The sequence below is a fragment of the Flexivirga meconopsidis genome, assembly GCF_026162425.1.
GTDB classification, from domain to species: domain Bacteria; phylum Actinomycetota; class Actinomycetes; order Actinomycetales; family Dermatophilaceae; genus Flexivirga; species Flexivirga meconopsidis.
The window spans coordinates 55,920-73,844 of sequence record NZ_JAOBQJ010000004.1 but is presented as its reverse complement, the minus strand read 5'-3'; the positions used below and the strand labels follow the sequence as shown (position 1 = coordinate 73,844).

18 protein-coding genes are annotated in these 17,925 nt (G+C 68.1%); 12 read left to right on the top strand and 6 right to left on the bottom strand.

Features of this window, described 5'->3' with window-relative positions; genetic code table 11:
• The first annotated feature begins 51 nt into the window (after positions 1 to 51).
• From N2M23_RS13790 to ccsB, 7 genes are all read left to right on the top strand, one after another.
• Entirely contained in the window at positions 52 to 903 is an 852-nt protein-coding gene (locus tag N2M23_RS13790) for a M56 family metallopeptidase (protein WP_171157462.1), read from the top strand.
• A gap of 456 nt (positions 904 to 1,359) precedes the next feature.
• Positions 1,360 to 1,599, top strand: a complete 240-nt coding sequence (locus N2M23_RS13785; RefSeq protein WP_265446235.1) for a hypothetical protein — start codon at positions 1,360 to 1,362, stop codon at positions 1,597 to 1,599.
• 4 nt (positions 1,600 to 1,603) lie between these two features.
• Positions 1,604 to 2,494: a prolipoprotein diacylglyceryl transferase gene (locus N2M23_RS13780; RefSeq protein ID WP_171157456.1), complete on the top strand. Its 891-nt coding sequence runs from the start codon at positions 1,604 to 1,606 to the stop codon at positions 2,492 to 2,494.
• Positions 2,491 to 3,117, top strand: a complete 627-nt coding sequence (locus N2M23_RS13775) for a TlpA family protein disulfide reductase (RefSeq protein ID WP_265446234.1) — start codon at positions 2,491 to 2,493, stop codon at positions 3,115 to 3,117. The genes N2M23_RS13780 and N2M23_RS13775 overlap by 4 nt, the downstream gene beginning before the upstream one ends.
• Positions 3,114 to 3,857: a cytochrome c biogenesis CcdA family protein gene (locus tag N2M23_RS13770; protein ID WP_171157454.1), complete on the top strand. Its 744-nt coding sequence runs from the start codon at positions 3,114 to 3,116 to the stop codon at positions 3,855 to 3,857. The genes N2M23_RS13775 and N2M23_RS13770 overlap by 4 nt, the downstream gene beginning before the upstream one ends.
• A gap of 3 nt (positions 3,858 to 3,860) precedes the next feature.
• The gene (gene resB, locus N2M23_RS13765) at positions 3,861 to 5,498 is read left to right on the top strand and encodes a cytochrome c biogenesis protein ResB (protein WP_265446233.1); all 1,638 of its coding nucleotides are present in this window, start codon (positions 3,861 to 3,863) and stop codon (positions 5,496 to 5,498) included.
• Positions 5,495 to 6,508: a c-type cytochrome biogenesis protein CcsB gene (ccsB, locus tag N2M23_RS13760; protein WP_171157450.1), complete on the top strand. Its 1,014-nt coding sequence runs from the start codon at positions 5,495 to 5,497 to the stop codon at positions 6,506 to 6,508. The genes resB and ccsB overlap by 4 nt, the downstream gene beginning before the upstream one ends.
• Positions 6,509 to 6,583: 75 nt before the next feature.
• Here the strand turns inward: ccsB and N2M23_RS13755 are convergent, their stop codons facing one another.
• Positions 6,584 to 7,045, bottom strand: coding sequence for a DUF2752 domain-containing protein (locus N2M23_RS13755; protein ID WP_171157448.1), 462 nt, complete (start codon positions 7,043 to 7,045; stop codon positions 6,584 to 6,586).
• 712 nt (positions 7,046 to 7,757) lie between these two features.
• Between N2M23_RS13755 and N2M23_RS13750 the strand changes: the two genes are divergently transcribed.
• Positions 7,758 to 8,156 carry a M23 family metallopeptidase gene (locus N2M23_RS13750; RefSeq protein WP_171157447.1) on the top strand — a complete coding sequence of 133 codons (399 nt, stop codon included), beginning with the start codon at positions 7,758 to 7,760 and terminating at the stop codon, positions 8,154 to 8,156.
• A gap of 97 nt (positions 8,157 to 8,253) precedes the next feature.
• Here the strand turns inward: N2M23_RS13750 and N2M23_RS13745 are convergent, their stop codons facing one another.
• Entirely contained in the window at positions 8,254 to 8,754 is a 501-nt protein-coding gene (locus N2M23_RS13745; RefSeq protein WP_212756099.1) for a helix-turn-helix domain-containing protein, read from the bottom strand.
• On the opposite strand from N2M23_RS13745, the gene N2M23_RS13740 reads away from it, so the two are divergent.
• Positions 8,744 to 9,466 (top strand): methyltransferase domain-containing protein, encoded by a 723-nt coding sequence (locus N2M23_RS13740; protein WP_171157445.1) that lies wholly within the window; start codon positions 8,744 to 8,746, stop codon positions 9,464 to 9,466. The genes N2M23_RS13745 and N2M23_RS13740 overlap by 11 nt on opposite strands.
• Before the next feature lie 62 nt (positions 9,467 to 9,528).
• Here the strand turns inward: N2M23_RS13740 and N2M23_RS13735 are convergent, their stop codons facing one another.
• Together N2M23_RS13735 and N2M23_RS13730 are read right to left on the bottom strand one after the other, a co-directional pair.
• Positions 9,529 to 10,656, bottom strand: a complete 1,128-nt coding sequence (locus N2M23_RS13735) for a sensor histidine kinase (RefSeq protein ID WP_171157443.1) — start codon at positions 10,654 to 10,656, stop codon at positions 9,529 to 9,531.
• The gene (locus N2M23_RS13730) at positions 10,653 to 11,348 is read right to left on the bottom strand and encodes a response regulator transcription factor (protein WP_171157441.1); all 696 of its coding nucleotides are present in this window, start codon (positions 11,346 to 11,348) and stop codon (positions 10,653 to 10,655) included. Before N2M23_RS13730 ends, N2M23_RS13735 begins: the two co-directional genes overlap by 4 nt.
• Before the next feature lie 506 nt (positions 11,349 to 11,854).
• Between N2M23_RS13730 and N2M23_RS13725 the strand changes: the two genes are divergently transcribed.
• From N2M23_RS13725 to N2M23_RS13715, 3 genes are all read left to right on the top strand, one after another.
• Positions 11,855 to 12,475 carry a YdhK family protein gene (locus N2M23_RS13725; protein WP_425270241.1) on the top strand — a complete coding sequence of 207 codons (621 nt, stop codon included), beginning with the start codon at positions 11,855 to 11,857 and terminating at the stop codon, positions 12,473 to 12,475.
• A gap of 155 nt (positions 12,476 to 12,630) precedes the next feature.
• The gene (locus tag N2M23_RS13720; protein WP_171157440.1) at positions 12,631 to 14,214 is read left to right on the top strand and encodes a multicopper oxidase family protein; all 1,584 of its coding nucleotides are present in this window, start codon (positions 12,631 to 12,633) and stop codon (positions 14,212 to 14,214) included.
• 204 nt (positions 14,215 to 14,418) lie between these two features.
• The gene (locus tag N2M23_RS13715) at positions 14,419 to 14,928 is read left to right on the top strand and encodes a hypothetical protein (protein WP_265446230.1); all 510 of its coding nucleotides are present in this window, start codon (positions 14,419 to 14,421) and stop codon (positions 14,926 to 14,928) included.
• A 46-nt stretch (positions 14,929 to 14,974) separates the two neighbouring features.
• Here the strand turns inward: N2M23_RS13715 and N2M23_RS13710 are convergent, their stop codons facing one another.
• Complete coding sequence (locus N2M23_RS13710; protein ID WP_183320236.1) at positions 14,975 to 16,435, bottom strand: proton-conducting transporter transmembrane domain-containing protein; 1,461 nt, start codon at positions 16,433 to 16,435, stop codon at positions 14,975 to 14,977.
• Positions 16,432 to 17,922, bottom strand: coding sequence for a complex I subunit 4 family protein (locus N2M23_RS13705; protein ID WP_171157434.1), 1,491 nt, complete (start codon positions 17,920 to 17,922; stop codon positions 16,432 to 16,434). The genes N2M23_RS13710 and N2M23_RS13705 overlap by 4 nt, the downstream gene beginning before the upstream one ends.
• Positions 17,923 to 17,925 lie beyond the last annotated feature (3 nt).

Here is a 17,925-nt window from a genome sequence, read left to right as displayed (position 1 = left end):
CGGGCGCCGCGACTGGCAATTGTTGCGTGGCAATGCCTGACAGTGTCCGTCGTGGCAGCGGTCGCCCTCGCTGGCGTCGCCCTGCTGATCCCCACCGCCAGTGTCAGCGGAGGCCTCGCAGAATTACTGCGCGCATGCGCGATGGCGTTGAGCGCCCAGTACTCGTCGCCCGGCGGAGCGGCAGCTGCCGCCACGGGGGCGATCCTGATGACGACCTTCCTGGGACGGCTAGCTTGGTGCCTCACCGTCGTGCTGGCGGATGCGCGCCGCCGCAGGTCCCGTCATCGAACCGCCCTGGACCTGGTCGGCACGACGGTTCCCGGCCTGGGTGCCGTTGTGCTGAGCGCCGACCGGCCAGCGGTGTACTGCCTGCCCGGGCGCCATCGGCGGATCGTCGTCACCTCGGGCGCGTTGCAGCTCCTGACCGAGGAACAACTCACGCTGGTGCTTCGCCATGAGCAAGCCCACGCCCGGCAGCGGCACGATTTGGTTCTCGCTTGGTCACAGACAACCGCAAAGGCGTTCCCCCGGGTGCCACTGTTTGCGACCGCCCGTGCCGAGAGCGCGCGGCTGGTTGAACTGCTGGCCGACGACGTGGCCATCGGTCAGGACGGGAACCGTCTCGCCCTCGCTGACGCCCTGCTGACACTGAGCAGCGCATCCGCGCCAGTGGCGGCACTGGCTGCGGGCGGCTCGACCGCCGGGGCGAGGGTCCGTCGCCTCATCAACCCGCGCAGACCGCTAGGCCGCGTCGGCGCGGCTCTGGTCGCATCGGCGGCCATCGGAATGCTGCTGTTACCGGTAGCGGTGGCGGTAGGTCCGGCAGCGTCGGCGACCCGGATGGACTACTGCCCAACTGCCGCTCCCGCAGCTGCCGCCTCGGTGCCCAGCTCGGCCGACTGAGGGCGTCGCGCCGTTGACTGGGGGCGTTGCGTCGAAACTGCTACTAATCTCCTTAGTTGATTCGTGTATGGTGTTTGCGTAAACGACTCGTGGAGAGGCTCAGGCGATGAATTGGTTGTACGCCCTACCAGTCCTGGCATGTCCCGTTGGGATGGGGCTGATGATGTGGCTGATGATGCGCCCGGGGCGGTCCCAGAGCCCCAGTGCCGACCCAGTGTCAGGCAAGGAGATCGAACAGCTGCGCGCCGAGGTCAGCCGGTTACAGCAATCCCAATTCGGCGGTTACCCACCGCATGGAGACGGTGTCCTGCTGGACAAGCGATAGACGCCCTCCAACAACCTGGTCCGCAGCCCGAGCCGAGCAAACACGTGGATCCACAGCGCGCCCCGGCTTCCGCGCGCCCGGTGCCCTCGGTGATATCAGCACACACACACCCAGACTGGAGCGATCCCGGAATGCCCGACACCCCACCTGCCCCGCTGTCCATGCCTGCCCGCTGGCGACGGCACCGACGGCTCGTGCGGATCGGCCAGGCGCTGATGCTCATCGGCCTGGTCATCGCGGCGGTGCATGCGGTGATGCACATGGGCGGCAACCCCTCCGGTTGGACCGACCTGACCGTCGGCTACCCCACCGCCGCCGTCGTTGCGTTCGCAGGGGCCATCCTGGCCGGCCGGGCGGAGCCGAAGGCATGAACCGATGAGCGCGCCATCCCTCAACCCGGCGCTGGGCATCGGCTACCGGCCCGTGCCGGGAGTTTTGGGGATCTCCCCGCACGGACTTCTCGCGGCGGTGGGCATCTTCGTCGGGTACTGGGTCCTGCGGCGGCTGACGCGCCGGAACGACCTGCCGTGGGCTGTTCTCGAGCGGGCGATCCTGTGGGCGATACCCGCGGGAATCGTGGGAGCCCGGGCCGACTTCGTGCTGTCTCACCCCGGCCAGTTCGACTCCGTCGGCAGCGTGCTACAGATCTGGAACGGCGGCTTGGCCCTGTTTGGCGGGCTGATCGTCGCGATCACGGTGGCCCTCTTGGTGCTGCACCACAACCACCTGCCGCTACGTCTCGTGCTGGATCTTGCCGCCCCGGCAATCGCGCTGGCCATCGGCATCGGTCGCGTTGGCGACCTGCTGCTCACCGATCACCTGGGCAAACCAACCACCTCGGCGTTCGCGCTGGCATACCGGGTGCCGTTCGGCGCCGACCTGGCACCCGGGTTCGGCCCCAGCCCCGCGCGCCCCCCAGGCGTTGGGGAATCCTGCGCCGACGTCGGACGGTTTTTCGCCGGGTGCAGCTACCACCTGACACCGGCATATGACCTTGTCGGTGCCCTGATCCTCGCCGCCTTCCTCTGGTGGCTGTTGGTGCGGCGCCCGCACCCGGAAGGCGCCGTGTTCGCCCTGTTCGTCATCGGGTACGCCACCCAACGGCTCATGACCGACGCCACCCGCGCCGTCGACGAGCGGCCACTGTGGGGTATGACCGGCACGCAACTGGCCGCGTTCGTGCTCGCGTTGGCCGGCGTGGCCTGCATCGGCTGGCTGTACACCCGGGACCGGTCGTTGCGCTGCGCACCCCGGCGCCTGACGTGAATCGGCCCGCTGTGCGCCGGCGCCACATGCTGCTGGCCGTGCTGGGCCTTGCCGGAACCGGTGCGCTGGCCGGCTGCGGCACCACCAACCCGGACTCGGTCGCCGCGCAAGCGCAGGGCGGCGACCAGAAGGGGTACGTCGCCGGCGACGGAACCGTCGCCCAGATCGCACAGGCTGACCGAGGCAAGCCGCTCCAGCTGTCCGGGGCGACCATCGACGGGGCCACCTGGTCGCTGGCCGGCCGCACCGGAGGCGTCGTGGTCAACGTGTGGGGCTCCTGGTGCCCACCGTGCATCCAGGAGACGCCGGACTTGAAGAAGGCCTACACCCGTCTGCGGGCCGCCCGACCGGGAGTCGCGTTCGTCGGCGTGGATATCAAGGAATCGGCGGCGTCGGCGCAGTCCTTCGTCGTGAAGAACCGTATCCCCTACCCGTCACTTGCCTACGAGGGCGGCAAGTCACTGCTGGCATTGCACGGGATGGCCCCGGCGACCCCGACCACCCTGGTGCTGGACCAGCAAGGGCGGATCGCCGCCCGGGTGCTGGGCCCGGTTGACGCGACGACCTTGGTCGGGCTCGTGCAGGACGTCATCCCCAGCACACCGGCCGCAGGTACCCGGTGATCCAGCAGCTGGCCGCGGGACCATTCCTGCTGGCGCTGGCGGTGGCGGTGCTGGCCGGGCTGGTCTCGTTCGCCTCTCCGTGCGTGCTGCCACTTGTGCCCGGGTTCCTCGGCTACATCACCGGGCTGTCCGACGTCGCGCTGGAACACCGCCGCCGATCCCCGATGCTCCTGGGCGCGGTGTTGTTCGTGGCCGGCTTCTCCGCGGTGTACTTGTTGACCGCTGTGGCGATCTCCGCGCTAAGCCTGCGACTGCAGGCCCACCAGCCGCTGCTGCTGCGGATCGGCGGCGCACTGGTCCTGCTGATGGCCGTCCTGTTCCTGGGGGTCGGTAACCGGTTCGCCCGGGCACCGTCCTGGCGACCGGCCGCCGGGCTGGCCGGGGCACCACTACTGGGGGCGGTCTTCGGACTCGGCTGGAGCCCGTGCCAGGGACCGGCGCTGGCCGCGATCCTCGCGATGGCCGCGCCGCTATCGGCGCAGGCCCACACCGTGACCCGCGGCGCCGCCCTTGCCGCCGCGTACTGCGCCGGCCTCGGGGTCCCCTTCATCGTGATGGCCGGCGCCTACCAGCGCGCCGGACGCGTGAGCGGCTGGCTACGCGTGCACCATCGGCCGATCCAGGTCACCGGCGGCCTGGCCCTGGCCCTGGTCGGGACCCTGATGGTGACCGGCGTCTGGGAAGTCGCGATCACCTGGCTCCAGTCCCGCCTGGTGTCCCAATTCCAGACGGTGCTGTAGATCATGGCCACCGCACCCGCCCGCGCGAAGCCACGCGCCGGTGACGTACGCCAGCCCCGACTCGGACCGCTCGGGTGGGGCAGGTGGGTATGGCGCAACCTCACCAGCATGCGCACCGCGCTGTTCCTCCTGCTGCTGCTGGCCGTCGCAGCGGTCCCCGGATCGGTGTTTCCACAGCGCAACATCGACGCCGGGAAAGTCACCCGGTACCTGGCCGCGCACCGAGGCAGCGGGCCATGGATGGACCGGCTCGGCTTCTTCGACGTGTACGCCTCCCCGTGGTTCTCCGCGATCTACCTGCTGCTGTTCATCTCACTGATCGGCTGCATCCTGCCCCGCACCCGAGTCCACCTGCGCGCGCTGACGTCCCGGCCACCGAAGCCACCGCGCCGACTGGACCGCCTTCCCGCACACACCCACATCGTCACCGCCGTGTCAGCAGAGCAGGCGTTGGGGGCGGCCCGCCAGGCGTTGCGCGGCCGGCCCGGCCGACTCGGGAAGAGCCGCGGCAGGTTCCGCGTTCACGGCCACGACCCGGCAACACTGTCCGCCGAGAGCGGCTACCTGCGCGAGACCGGCAATCTGGCGTTCCACATCGGCCTGTGCCTGGTCATCGTCGGGGTGGCCATCGGTCACCTGTGGAGCTGGCGCGCCGATGTCATCGTTCCCGAAGGCAGCGGCTTCTCCACCGCACTGGGCTCCCTGGACACGTTCAGCGCCGGGCCACTGGTCAACCCGGCGGACCTGCCCTCGTTCAACCTGAACGTCACCAAGATGAACGTCACCTTCGAAGACAAGGTCGGCGGCAGCCAATTCGGCAAGCCGCGCAAGTTTCTGGCCGACACCACCGTGGACACCGGCACCGGCCGACCACACCCGGCGCAGATCGCGGTCAACAGCCCATTGCGGATCGGCGACGCGGAAGTGTTCCTGTTGGGCAATGGGTACGCACCGGTCCTGACCGTCCGCGACGCCAAGGGCGCGGTCGTCTACCAGGACGCCACCCCGTTCCTGCCGCAGGACGGTAACTACCTGTCCACCGGCGTCGTCAAAGTCACCACCGCCGCACCCCAGGAGCTGGGGCTGGACGGGTTGTTCCTGCCCACCGCCGACCAGAACTTCACTCGTGGACCCACCTCCCTGTTCCCCGGGTTGCGCAACCCGGTCCTGGTGGCATCGGTGTGGACCGGGAACCTGTTCCCCGGCAACGCACCACAGTCCGTGTACACGCTGGACACCAGCCAGATGAAACGGCTGACCAAACCTGGTGGGGCTCCACTGCTGATTCGCCTGGCACCCGGGCAGACCGTCCAGCTGCCCGACGGGCGCGGCTCGATCAGCTTCGACCGGACGGTTCGCTGGGCCGGCCTGTCGGTGCGGCACACCCCCGGCAAGACCCTCACGCTGCTGGCCGCACTGGCCGCGGCCGCCGGACTGATCACCTCCCTGCTGGTCAAGCGGCGCCGCGTCTTCATCCGCGTCACACCCGACCCGAGCGCCGGGGACAAGCCAGGCGCCGTGGTGACCATCGGGGCATTGGCCAAAGGCACCGACCCCACCCTCACCGCCGTGGTGCACGAGCTCGCCGACCACATCGCACGCCTGACCAGTCAGGCGCCCCCCGACAGGAGACCCCGATGATCCATCCCGCGCTTGCCCCGTACGCCAACCTGGCCGTCTACACCGCCATGGGCCTGTTCACCGTCACCCTGATCTGCTTCGCGCTCTACCTGGCCGCCCGCACCCGGCCCCTGGGAGCCGCGATCGTGGCTGAGGCCCGCACGCCGGTCAGTGTGTCCGGAAGCCATCACCTGGCTGCCGCCGACAGTCACGTTGAGACCCCCGAGCAGTCGCCGCCGGCAGCCGCAGCATGCGACCCCCGCGACTCCAGGCACGCCCGGCAAATCGCGGCCGTCGCGGTCAACCTCACGTACCTGGGCGCCGCCTGCCTCCTGGCAGCGGTCGTGCTCCGCGGCATCACCGTGATGCGACCGCCCAACGGCAACATGTACGAATTCACCATCGCCGCCAGCGCGGCAGCCGCCACCGTCTACGCCGCCCTGGCCAGACGCCGACACTGGGAATGGCTCGGGGCATTCGTCACCGGATTGATCCTGGCCGCCCTGATGGCCGCCGTGCTGCTGTTCTACACCGGCGCCGCCCAACTCTTGCCGGCGCTGCAAAGCTACTGGCTCGGCATTCACGTCACCATCGCCATCTGCGCCGTCGGATTCTTCACCATCGCGTTCCCGCTCAGCCTGCTACAACTGGCCCAGCGCCGCCGCCAAACCCACCCCACCATGGCCGGACACCGGCTGCTCGCCGTCGTACCGGACGCTGAGACTCTGGAGCGCGCCGCCTACGGCATGAACATCGTTGGCTTCATCCTGTGGACCTTCACCCTCATCACCGGAGCCATCTGGGCGCAGGAAGCCTGGGGCGCCTACTGGCAGTGGGACCCCAAAGAGGTCTGGACCTTCATCGTCTGGATCGTGTTCGCCGCACACCTGCACGGCCGCGCCACCGCCGGCTGGCAATCCAGGCGCGCCACCTACATCGCTCTAGCTGGATACCTGGCCGTCGTGGCCAACTTCACCCTGGTAAATCTGTCGTCCACCTTCGCCGGTATGCACAACTACTCCGGCATGTAACGAAAAGCCCAATGACCTACCGAACACACCTGGCCTCGAAATTGATCAACCTGTCGTACGCCGCACCCTGGCGGGTCAGTGCCGCTGCATCAGTAGACTCGCGCGCCCCTGCTGCCGGAACTCCAGGACGACCATCGCGGCGATCGCGGCGGCGTAGGCGACACGTCGACGTCTCGGGGTCCAGGCGCAACGAACTGCGATCCAGCGGTGTGTCGCCAGACCGACCAGGAACCGCGCCAGAGCCAACGCCGCCGTTACCGTGGCCAGGATCCCTAGCGGGTTATACCGCCACGCCGCCTGCAGATGACCTTGAGCTGTCAATCGCGCTGCCCGGGTCCCGCCGCACAGCGGATCCATAATGCCCGCGTAGTGGAACGGACTGTGAATGTCGACCGGCGGCAGGCCGAAGATGGCCATCGTCATTGCGACGACCAGGCCAGCGACGCCCGTGATGCTGAGTAACAGCATCTGGTCGGACCGGTCGATCCTCATCGAGACGGCGGGCACCCCCTCAGGAGCAACAGATTTGAGCACCACGCCTCCCAACGGTCAAGCATCCGACTCGGTTTCTTCGTAGCCGATGCTACCGATCATCACGATCACGTGGCAGCAGCCGTGATAGCCCGTAGAACTGTCCCGATGTCGTCAAGAATGGCTGGGCCGACGCGGTCACACACGCCGACTCTCGCATCCGGTTGAGCGCCAAGGCGCTGCAGTGCGGCCAGTCAATGCTCGGTACCCTGTCCCATGCGGCTACGCAGCCCACGTCCATCAGCTGAGGTAGAAATCGTTGAAAAGCTACGCAGGGCGACACCGCGCGCACTCCCCGGTGGGTCGTCACCGCGCACGCACCACGCTCGCTCGTCACAAGGTCGCCATACCGGTGGTTGCCGCGGCCACCGCGTCCGCGGTCGCCGCCGGGGTCGCGGCCAGCGCGGCGCCGCTGGGCCTGATTGGTCAGAGCGGGGGTCGCCCGGCAGCAGTCGCGACTCAACGACAGTCGGTCGATTCCGCAGCAACGCGAGAGGGCATGTCGGCAGCTGATCGGCGCGCGTCGACGACGGCCCCGATGACAGCGGCGGCACGAGACCGGGCCGCGTCCCGGGACCAGACTCGGACCACGCCCAGCAGCACGAACGCGCCGCGTCCTTCCGCCGCCAGGCCAACGCCCGCTCCTGAGACCGCAACCAAGCAACCCGCAGAACACCCCACGACAAGCCGCAGCACCGGCCGCCCTCACCCCGAATGGGTGTGCGCGATCGCCGGATGCGGCGGAACATTCACCTCCGGGTTCGGCTCCCGGGTCTCACCCGGTGGTATCGGTTCGACGTATCACCAAGGTGACGACTTCGCCGCACCCATCGGTACGCCGGTGCGAGCACTCCACGACGGCGTGGTGGCTGCCGCCGGATGGAACGGCGGGGAGGGCCTGCGGGTGGCGATCGATGTGGGTAACGGCACTAGTGCCATCTACGCACACTTGTCCCGGCAACTGGTCGCGCCCGGTGCCCGGGTGTCCGCAGGCCAAATCGTTGCCTACTCGGGCAACACTGGGAACTCCACCGGACCGCACCTTCATCTGGAGATCCACATCGGCGGCGGGGCGATTGATCCGTTGCCCTGGCTGCGTACGCGCGGCATCTTCTAGCAAGGAGCTGACCCGGCGCACAGTCCCGCTCGATGAGTCCGCGCGGGGACGAACCACGGTCACCGGTGGACGCATCCGGTGGTGACCACAGACATGGTCAGCGTTGCAGGGCCGTGACTCGGTGCGCGACAGCGGCACGAAAGTGCGGACACGTCCCGATGTCCTCGTGGTCGCAATCCAGCGCGCACTCGATCAGGGCGAGGCAGGTTTGGGCTGCCGCGATGCGGTTTCGCAGTTCAGTACGATGCTCTTGGAGGACGGCGGTCCGCTGCTGTGCCGATCCGGTAGTCATCGCTAGGATCTCCCTGAGCCCCAGCCCGGCCTCCTTGGCCAGCAATATCGTTGCCACGCGATACACATCATCGGGCCGATAGCGGCGGTGGCCAGCGGTGGACTGCTGTGGCGACAGCAGATCCTCGGACTCCCAATGACGTAGAACATGCGTAGCGACACCGGACCGGGCCGCCAGCTCGCCTAGGGTCCAACCGGCAGCCGTTGACTTCATGTCGACATTCAGAACGATCCTGATCGTCATGTCAACGAGACCATCACCAACGGCAGCAGCCGAGCGACACGAGACAACGTCGATGATCCGCATGCTCGACCTTGCGGACGAGATGCCCGAAGCCATCCGCATCCGACACCTCACCTACGAACTCCTAGCCCTCGATCACCGCACCCGAGCCATCGACGTGGGCTGCGGCATCGGCCTGGCGGCGGCCGAGATGTCCCGCACAGCTTCCCAAACCATTGCGCTGGACCCCGACAACTTGATGGTGCAGACCGCTTCATCGCGATGGCCGGAGTTGGACGTACGGCGAGGAGTAGCGGAGCATCTACCGTTATCCGAGGGCTCGGTGACGGCGTACCGCGCCGACAAGGTTTTCCACATGCTGGCCGACCCTGGACGAGCGGTGGCCGAGGCGCATCGCGTCCTTGCTCCTGGAGGCAGAATCGTATTGGTCGGTCAGGACTGGGATGGCGTCATGATCGATGCGGCCGATGCCGGCCTGTCACGAGCGGTCGTCCAGGCGCGAGCGGACTCCATTCCGAGCCCTCGCGCGGCCCGCCAATACCGGAGTCTGTTGCTTGATGGCGGTTTCGATGAGGTGGCTATCCAGGGCTTCCTCGGCGCATTGATCCACCCCTCAATGGTCGACATAGCCATCGGTTTCGCCCAAGCCGCCGCATCGACGGGAGCTGTAACGGCCAGCGAAGCGCAGAACTTCATTCGCGATCAACAGCAGCGAGCTGCGCAGGACCGGTTCTCGATGGGCCTGCCTGTATGGGTCGCTGCGGCGACGCGATGAGGTGACCTCGGGCAACCCCAGTCACCTGCGATCAGGCGGACGCGTGTACGTGAGGGACGAGATCAATGGCGGAGCAGACGAGGCATGGTGAAGGTGAAACGTGCGCCCGTGCCGGGACCGTCGCTGTCGGCGGTGAGCGTTCCATGGTGGGCTCGGGCAATGGCGCGAGAGATGGTGAGTCCGATGCCGCTGCCGGTGCTGTCACGGTCCCGTGCGAGGCTCCCGCGGTAGAAGCGTTCGAAGATGTGCGGCAACTGGTCAGCGGGGATGCCGTCGCCGGTGTCGATCACGGCAATTCGTATTGACACCGTGTCGATGGTGGTCTGGAGGGTCACGTCGCCACCGGGTGGAGTATGGCGCAAGGCGTTGATCAGCACATTGGTCAGTGCCTGGGCGAACCGCTGGAAGTCGACGAGAACCTCGGCGTCAGGGCGGTCACTGATGGCGCTGTGCAACTGCACGCCCTTGCCGGCGTACCGAGGGCGCAGGCTTTCGACTGCCGCCTGGACGACCACCTGAACGGGCGTGCGCTTGAGGACCAGACCGAGTTCTCCTTCTTCGGCACGGGATACGTCGTTGAGATCTTCGGCAAGTCGGTGCAGCCGGGTGATCTGGTCTCGAAAGACCCGTGCCGGCTCCGGGCCCCACCCGGTGACGCCGTCGTCGAGACCGTCGAGGTAGGCCTCCAGCGTCGCGATCGGGGTGCGCAACTCGTGGGCGAGATCGGCCAGGAGTCGGTACCTGGTGGCCTCGGTGTGTTGCAGGCGCTCGGCGACCTGGTTGAACGCCCCTGTCAGGGATGCCAGCTCCGGACCCGCGGTCGCCGGCGTCGCTCGGGCGGTGTAGTCCCCGTCGGAAATGCGTTCGGCCACGGCGGCCAGTTGCACCACCGGGCGAGTCAGCCGACGGGACAGATACCAGGTGACGGCGATAGCGGCGATCAGCGCGATCAGGACGGCCATGCCGAGCGCAATCGTATTGGCGCTGGTGTAAGCGCGCTCGATATGCCTCAACTCGGGGGTGTTCGGCTTCTCCCCCGCCATCAGCAGATGATGATGGAACAACGGTGGCCCCACGATCGCGGCGACACCGGCGGCGGTGATCGCGCCGCAGGTGACGACCAGGCCCTGTGCGAGCAGGAGCCGAGTCGCGATGCCCGGACCACTACCGCGCGTAGCTGGCCGCTTCATGAGGTGACCATCCGATATCCGACACCGCGCACAGTGTCGATGTACCGGGGCTCGGCGGGATCGTCGGCCAGCTTGTTGCGCAGGTGCGCGATGTGGACATCGACCACGTGCTCGTCGCCAACCCAGGCGGGGTCCCACACCTCGTCGATGATCCGGCGACGGGCGAACGCCACCGCAGGTGAGGCGGTCAGTAGCGCCAGGATGTCGAACTCGGTGCGGGTCAGCCCGACGGGCTGGCCGGCCAGGGTGACGCGTCGGCCGACCGCATCGACGGTCAAGGATCCGAAGGTTCGCGGCTGCGCAATTGACGGGGCCTGGTCCCGGGGCCGGCGTAGGAGGGTTTGAACGCGTGCGACCAGTTCTCGGGGGCGGAACGGTTTGGTGAGGTAGTCATCGGCGCCGACGGACAGTCCGACGATCGTGTCGACTTCTTCGGCGCGGGCGGTGAGCATCAGGATGTAGCAGTCGGTGAAGGTTCGCAGCCGCCGGCACACCTCGACGCCGTCCAGACCGGGCAACCCCAGGTCCAGCACGATGACGTCCGGCTGCACGGCATGAGCGGTGTCGATCGCATCGGGGCCGGTGTGCACCAACGGTGCGACGTACCCGGCGCGTTCCAGGTAGGAACCGACCATGGTCGCCAAGTCCTTTTCGTCCTCGACCACCAACACCGTTCGAGCAGCATCGACCATGCCTCCATCATCACCGCAGACACCGCACACGCTGCCGCCGGACGTCAGCTGCTGGCGGCTTCTTGATCGTTTCTTCAGGGTTCAGCCGGTCTGATCACAACATCGCAGGCGCACCCTGGACGACATGATGGGGTTGCGCAACACCGGCATGTCCGGCTGGACGTGGGCGTTACTGCTGGTCTGCGTTCTGACGCTCTGGGCGTTGGTGGCCTCCGCAGCCGCTCTCCTCGTACGAGGCACGCACGGTCCCCGCGGCACGACCCGGCGTCTGCTGGATCGGCGCAGGACAGCGGCGGGCGACAGTGCGACACAGGAGTACGCCAAGCACCCGGAGACTGGATCATCCGCTGAACCACCATCTCCCACGGAAAGACCGGAATGAGAGTCGTTCGCGTGTCCCCTCATGAGCAAAATGCCAGACGCCCCCTCGACCGAAACGGCCGCTGTGCCAGTCGGTTCCACCTGGTTAACACAAGCAAGAAGAGATTCCTTGAAGGAGAAATTCGTTGTTCCCTACCCGCCGTGCTCGTGTCCTGCTGACCCTTGCCGCTGCCGCCAGTCTGACGGTGGTGGCTGGCTGCTCCTCGAACTCGTCGTCCCCCGCTGCCTCTGGGGGTCATCACGCTTCCAGTACCGCGATGGACGGGATGCCGATGGGCTCATCCTCCATGCCGACCAGCGCGTCCTCGATGGCGATGGACCACGGTGACGGCGGTCCCGTCCCGGCGGGGATGAAGCCGGCGTCCGACCCCAAGTACCCGGTCGGTAGCAAAGTGATCCTGACCGCTGACCACATGGAAGGCATGGACGGTGCGCGCGCGTCCGTCGTTGGCGCCTACGCCACCTTCACCTACGCAGTGAACTACACCCCGACCACCGGCGGGGCGATGGTCAAAGACCACAAGTGGGTGGTCCAGCAAGAACTCCAGGACGCCGGCAGCAAACGTCTCGCCAACGGTACGAAGGTGGTCCTCACCACCGACCACATGTCCGGGATGAAGGGCGCGCACGGAACCATCGCCAGCTCCACCGATCAGACCGTTTACGTCGTGGACTACACCGCCGGCGGCATGACCATGAAGAACCACAAGTGGGTCGTCGAGGACGAGATGAAGCCGGCCAAGTGAGCGCAGAACCAGCCGCGTCACGAACCACAACAGGCAGGTCACGGCACCCGGGCTGCCCCACGAATGGGTCTCGCAGCTACTGCCACCAGAACGGCCCTGCGGAGCGCTGGCAACCCCATGCCAATACCCCCCATGGGTATATGTAGGATCGGGTTATGAGCGCCTTATCGAAATCTTCCCGGTTGTCCCGCCGCGGCCTGTTCGGCGTCAGCGTGGCGGCCGGCGCCAGCGTTCTGGCCGGATGCACCTCCTCCGGGTCGCGGGATGCCAGACGCGGCCCGACTGCCTCGACCTCGTCGGGCGTGCGGGTCTCACCCACCGACGGGGCCGTGCAGCGCGCCGAGGACGCCCGGCCTGGAGGCGGCCGCACCGTGCGAGCCTCGCTGACCTCGGCCCCGATGCGTGCGAGCATCGGCGGGCAGCAGGTCAGCACCTGGGGTTACGGTGACCGGTTGCCCGGCCCGGTGCTGCGGTCCCGCGTCGGAGACACCCTCGCGGTCGCCCAGCGCAACCGGTTGGACCAAGCCACGACGACGCACTTTCACGGACTCGCGCTGCGCAATAACGCAGACGGCGTACCCGGGCTGACCCAGCCGGCGATCAAGCCGGGCGGATCATTCACAGCCACCTTCAAGACCGCGCACCCGGGCACGTACTGGTATCACTCGCATGTGGAACTGCAGCGAGATCGGGGCCTGTACGGCGCACTGATCATCGACGACCCCCACGAGCCGCTGTCCTACGACCAGGAGTGGATCCTGGTCGTGGATGACTGGCTGGACGGCATCAAGGGACGCACCCCGGCCAAGCAGGCCGCGCAGCTGGCCAAGGGAATGCCCATGGGCCACGACATGTCAGGCATGTCCGGGATGCCGATGCCCAGCATGTCGGGTATGTCCGGGATGGGCGGTGGTGACGGCACGACCAGTCCCTTCCTCGGCGGCGACGCCGGCGACGTCACCTACCCGGTGCATCTGATCAACGGGCGCGACCCGATGCGCCCGGACACGTTGAAGGCCAAGCCCGGGCAGCGCATCCGGTTGCGGGTGATCAACGCCGGCGGCGACACCGCCTACCGGGTCGGCCTGCCCGGGGTGCCGATGACACTGACGCACACCGACGGTTTCCCGGTCAAGCATCAGCGCGTGGATGCGATCGTGCTGGGGATGGGCGAACGGGTCGACGCGCTGATCACGGTGCCCGACCACCCGGTACCGTTCGTGGCGCTGGCCGAAGGCAAGGCTGGCCGCACCTTCGCGGTGCTCGCGTCCGGGAACGGGGCTCGCCCGACAATGTCGAGCGTGCCGAAGACGTTGACCGGCAAGGTCATCCAGTCCGGCTCGGCGACTGCTGACCCGTCCGTGCAGCTTGCCGACCGCCCGGTCGACCAGGTCCACACGCTCGCGTTGACCGGCGGGATGGCCAAGTACGGCTGGGGCATCAACGGCCGGCAATTCGATGAGGCCAACCCGTTTGCCACCGCCTACGACATCCGAGCGGGGCAACGGGTGCGGATCGACTACGCGAACCACACGATGATGTGGCATCCGATGCACCTGCACGGGCACACCTTCCAGGTCGGGGCGACGGGTCCGCGCAAGGACACGGTCATCGTCAAGCCGATGCAGACGGTGTCGGTGTTCTTCGACGCGGACAACCCCGGTCAGTGGCTGACCCACTGCCACAACGCGTACCACGCGAACCGCGGGATGATGGCGGTGCTCAGTTACGTGAAGTAGCCCGGTCGAGGGGCGGTCATACTGGAACTCGTGCAGCCGATATGCCGCGGCCCCACGATCGCCACCGCGACCGTTGTTGCACTCCTGCTCGCCGCCTGTACAGCCAGCGGCTCGGCCGACACGCCCTCGGCGCACGACCCCTCCCGATCCGAGTCGAACGGTGCATGCACGGACACGACAGTTCGAAAGCTGGTAATCGGGTTCGTGCGGGCATTCAACGCCGGTGACCAACCGACCTTGCAGCGGATCTGGGCGCGGCAGGGAAACGGCTTCGACTGGTACAGCACCGACGGTCCGGGACAACGGATCGGCTCCGTCGCTCAGGACAGGGCCGGACTCGAGCGATATTTCGCTGGCCGCCACGAGGCCGGGGAACGGCTCCGGCTGACTTCGTTCCAGTTCAACGGCAACACCGCCGGCTACGGCAACTTCCAATACACGCTGATTCGCCGAGCCGACGACCTAGCGCCGACCAAATACACGGGCAAGGGCGCCGCGATCTGCACATCGACGAGATCGATGCTGGGCGTCTGGTCGATGGCCAAGACACCGACACCGAGAGCCAAAGCCGAGACCCACGCGGCCGCCGCCCTTTCCTGGCAGCGGCCGCGGTCCAGCCGTCAGGCGGCGGGGTTCGTGTGCGCCTCTCATTGGCCCCGGCCGGCCAGCGGCGCGAACCGCGGCATGATGGCCGTGGTCAGCTACGTGAAGTAGCCCGCCGAGAGCGCAGATGCGCCGGATTGCCGGCGAGCCTGGGTCCTCACCACTTGATAGCGGCCGATCCGATGTCCAGCACGCCGTCGGCCACGATGCCGATCAGCAGGGCCAGGCATCCGGTGGTGACCGCCGCGGCGATCACGCACCGCGCGGGCCAGGCCAGCGCCTCCCGCGGACTACCCGGCACCGACGGGCCGGCGGCCGGTCCGGTGGCTGGGTCGGGGCGGGCGAACGCGGGAGCGATCCAACGCAGGTAGTAGTAGAGGCTCGCGACAGTGTTGACGGCGGCGATGACCACGAGCCATGCCCAGCCGCCGTCCCAGGTGGCGGCGAAGACGGTGAGCTTACCGGTGAACACGCCAGTGGGTGGGGTACCGACCAGGGCCAACAGGCTGACCACGAGGACGCCGGCCAGGGCTGGGCTCTGGCGAGCGAGCCCGCGGTAGTCCGTCAGTGTGGAGGGCCCGGGGCGTGCGGCGATGACGGCGAACGCGCCGAGGTTGGCTGCTGCGTATGCCGCCAGATAAAGGATTAGCGCGGCCAGCGGTGCGGAGCCGGCGACCGGATCGGCGACCACGACGACCATGAGCAGGTAGCCGACCTGGCTGATGGTGGAGTAGGCCAGCAGTCGGGCCGGATCGTCCTGCCGGAAGGCGGCGAGGTTACCCAGGGTCATGCTGGCCGCGGCCAGCAGTGCCAGCAGCAGTCGCCAGTTGATGGCGTCGTCGGGTAGGACGAGCACGAACCGGTACAGGGCGAGCAGCGCCCCGATTTTGGGGACAGTGGTCAGGAAGGCCCCGGCACCGGTGGTGGCACCTTGTACGGCGTCCGGCACCCAGAAGTGCACCGGGACCGCGCCGGCTTTGAAGAGCAGTCCGGCAAACACGGCCACCGCTCCCAGGGCGAGGGCCGCGGGTGGGGCGCCGGGCAGGCGCTGGGCCAGGTCGGCATACGAGGTGGATCCGGCCAGCCCGAACAGCACCGCGATCCCGAGGAACATGACGATGCCCAGCAGTACACCGAACAGGTAGGTCTTCAGCGCCCCTTCGGCGCCAGCGGGGTCACGGGCCCAGCCGGCGAGGGCGTAGAGCGGGATGGACGCCAGCAGATAGGCCACCGCGAGCAACAGCAGGTCGGTGCTGCCGGCCAGCAGGATGGTACCGAGACTGGCCAGCAGCACCAGGACTGCGAACTCGCTCTCCCGGGCGCTGCCGCGCACCCGCCCGGCAGACAGGCCCAACACGAGCAGCGCCGCGGCGGGCACGATGAGCCGGGCGGCGAACGTGGCGGCGTCGATCGCGTAACTGCCGGCATACAGCGTCTGCCCCGAAGCGCCCGCCGTGGCGCCGGCCACCAGCGACCCGGCCAGCGCGACGGCGGCTACCAGCTGCGCGCTCCACTGCCGCTCCTGGCGGACGAACGAGCCGGTCAGCAGCGCGACCACGGCACCGACGAGCAGGATGAGCTCGGGTGCGAACGCGGCCGGGTCCTCGTGGGCGGTCACCGGCCGACCAGCGCGATCAGGTGATCCGCGGCGGGCGTCACAACGCCGAGCAGGGACTGCGGGAAGACGCCGATGAGCACGGACAGGGCCAGCAGCGGCCCGATGGCCCACAGTTCGCGAGCGGACAGGTCCGCGAACGCGACCTGTCCGGTTCGTGGTGTGCCGAGGAAGAGCCGGTGGATAGCCCACAGGAAGAGGCCGGCTGTGAGGACGATGCCCAGCGCGGCGACCGCGGCTGCCGGTGTGGCCGGGCCGAGGCTGCCAGCGAGGATCTGGAACTCGGCGATGAAGCCGCTGAAGCCAGGCAGCCCCAGGCTCGCGAATGCCGCGACGGTCGTCAGTGCGGCGAACCGTGGCGCAGGCCCGGCCAGGGCGCCATACCGGGTCAGGTCGTAGCTGCCACCGCGGTCCAGCAGCACACCGGCCAGCAGGAACAAGGCCGCGGTGATCAGCCCGTGACTGACCATCTGCACCAGGGCACCGGTGACGGCCACCGACCGGGCGTGGGCGTCACCGGCCAGGCCGGCGGCGCCGAGACCGAGCAGGATGTAACCCATGTGGTTGACACTGGTGAACGCGATCAGCCGTTTGAAGTTGTCCTGGGCCAGCGCCACCAGCGCCCCGTAGAGGACCGAGGCCACGCCCACCCCGACGAACACCCAGGCATAGGTGCGCCACTGCTCGGGCAGCAGCGGCATCGCGATCCGCACGAAACCGAAGGTGCCCATTTTCAGCAGGATCCCGGCCAGCACCGCCGACCCAGCCGCCGGCGCGTCGGTGTGCGCCGGCGGTAGCCAGGAGTGGAACGGGACCGTCGGGGTCTTGATCGCCAGGCCGAGTGCGATGGCCGCCAGCACCAACGGCCCGGCCGCACCTGACCCGGTCAACGGCGGGTGCGCGGCGAGCTCGGCGATGTCGAAGGTGTGCGGATCGGAGGCGACATACAGGCCGATGAACCCCAGCAACAGGGCAAGTGAGCCGGTGAAGGTGTAGAGGAAGAACAGCAGCGCCGACCGGCGCCGCGCCGGGCCGTGCCCCCAGCCGGCGATGACGAAGTACATCCCGACGATCGACAGGTCGAAGAACACGAAGAACACGATGAGGTCCAGCGCCGAGAACACCCCCAGACTGGTGGTCTGCAGCGCCAGGAACAACGCCGCGTACGAACGGGGCTGCTGCCGTTCGCGCAGCGAGTAGACCGCCGTCGCGGTGAAAATGACCGCGGTCAGCGCCAGCAGCGGCAGGCTCAACCCGTCGACCCCGACGTGATAGCTGGAGCCGATACCCGGCATCCACGGCACCTGCTCGGCGAACCCGAACTGCCCCGGCCCGTGGCCGTGCAGGTATGCCGCCCACATGCCGACACTGAGCCCGACCGTCACCAGACCGGTCACCAACCAGGCCCACAGGGCGACCCGGTCGGGCACGCGGGCCAGCAGCAGCACCGCGGCGACCGCGGCGGGCAGAAATATCAACAGGGACAACAACGG

Bases quoted from the DNA above. Each gene is read 5' to 3' on its own strand.
- N2M23_RS13735 (WP_171157443.1), bottom strand. From the start codon at position 10,656: ATGAAGCGGCCAGCTACGCGCGGTAGTGGTCCGGGCATCGCGACTCGG.
- N2M23_RS13740 (WP_171157445.1), top strand. From the start codon at position 8,744: ATGATCCGCATGCTCGACCTTGCGGACGAGATGCCCGAAGCCATCCGC.
- N2M23_RS13720 (WP_171157440.1), top strand. From the start codon at position 12,631: ATGAGCGCCTTATCGAAATCTTCCCGGTTGTCCCGCCGCGGCCTGTTC.
- N2M23_RS13780 (WP_171157456.1), top strand. From the start codon at position 1,604: ATGAGCGCGCCATCCCTCAACCCGGCGCTGGGCATCGGCTACCGGCCC.
- resB (WP_265446233.1), top strand. From the start codon at position 3,861: ATGGCCACCGCACCCGCCCGCGCGAAGCCACGCGCCGGTGACGTACGC.
- N2M23_RS13785 (WP_265446235.1), top strand. From the start codon at position 1,360: ATGCCCGACACCCCACCTGCCCCGCTGTCCATGCCTGCCCGCTGGCGA.
- ccsB (WP_171157450.1), top strand. From the start codon at position 5,495: ATGATCCATCCCGCGCTTGCCCCGTACGCCAACCTGGCCGTCTACACC.
- N2M23_RS13745 (WP_212756099.1), bottom strand. From the start codon at position 8,754: ATGCGGATCATCGACGTTGTCTCGTGTCGCTCGGCTGCTGCCGTTGGT.
- N2M23_RS13730 (WP_171157441.1), bottom strand. From the start codon at position 11,348: ATGGTCGATGCTGCTCGAACGGTGTTGGTGGTCGAGGACGAAAAGGAC.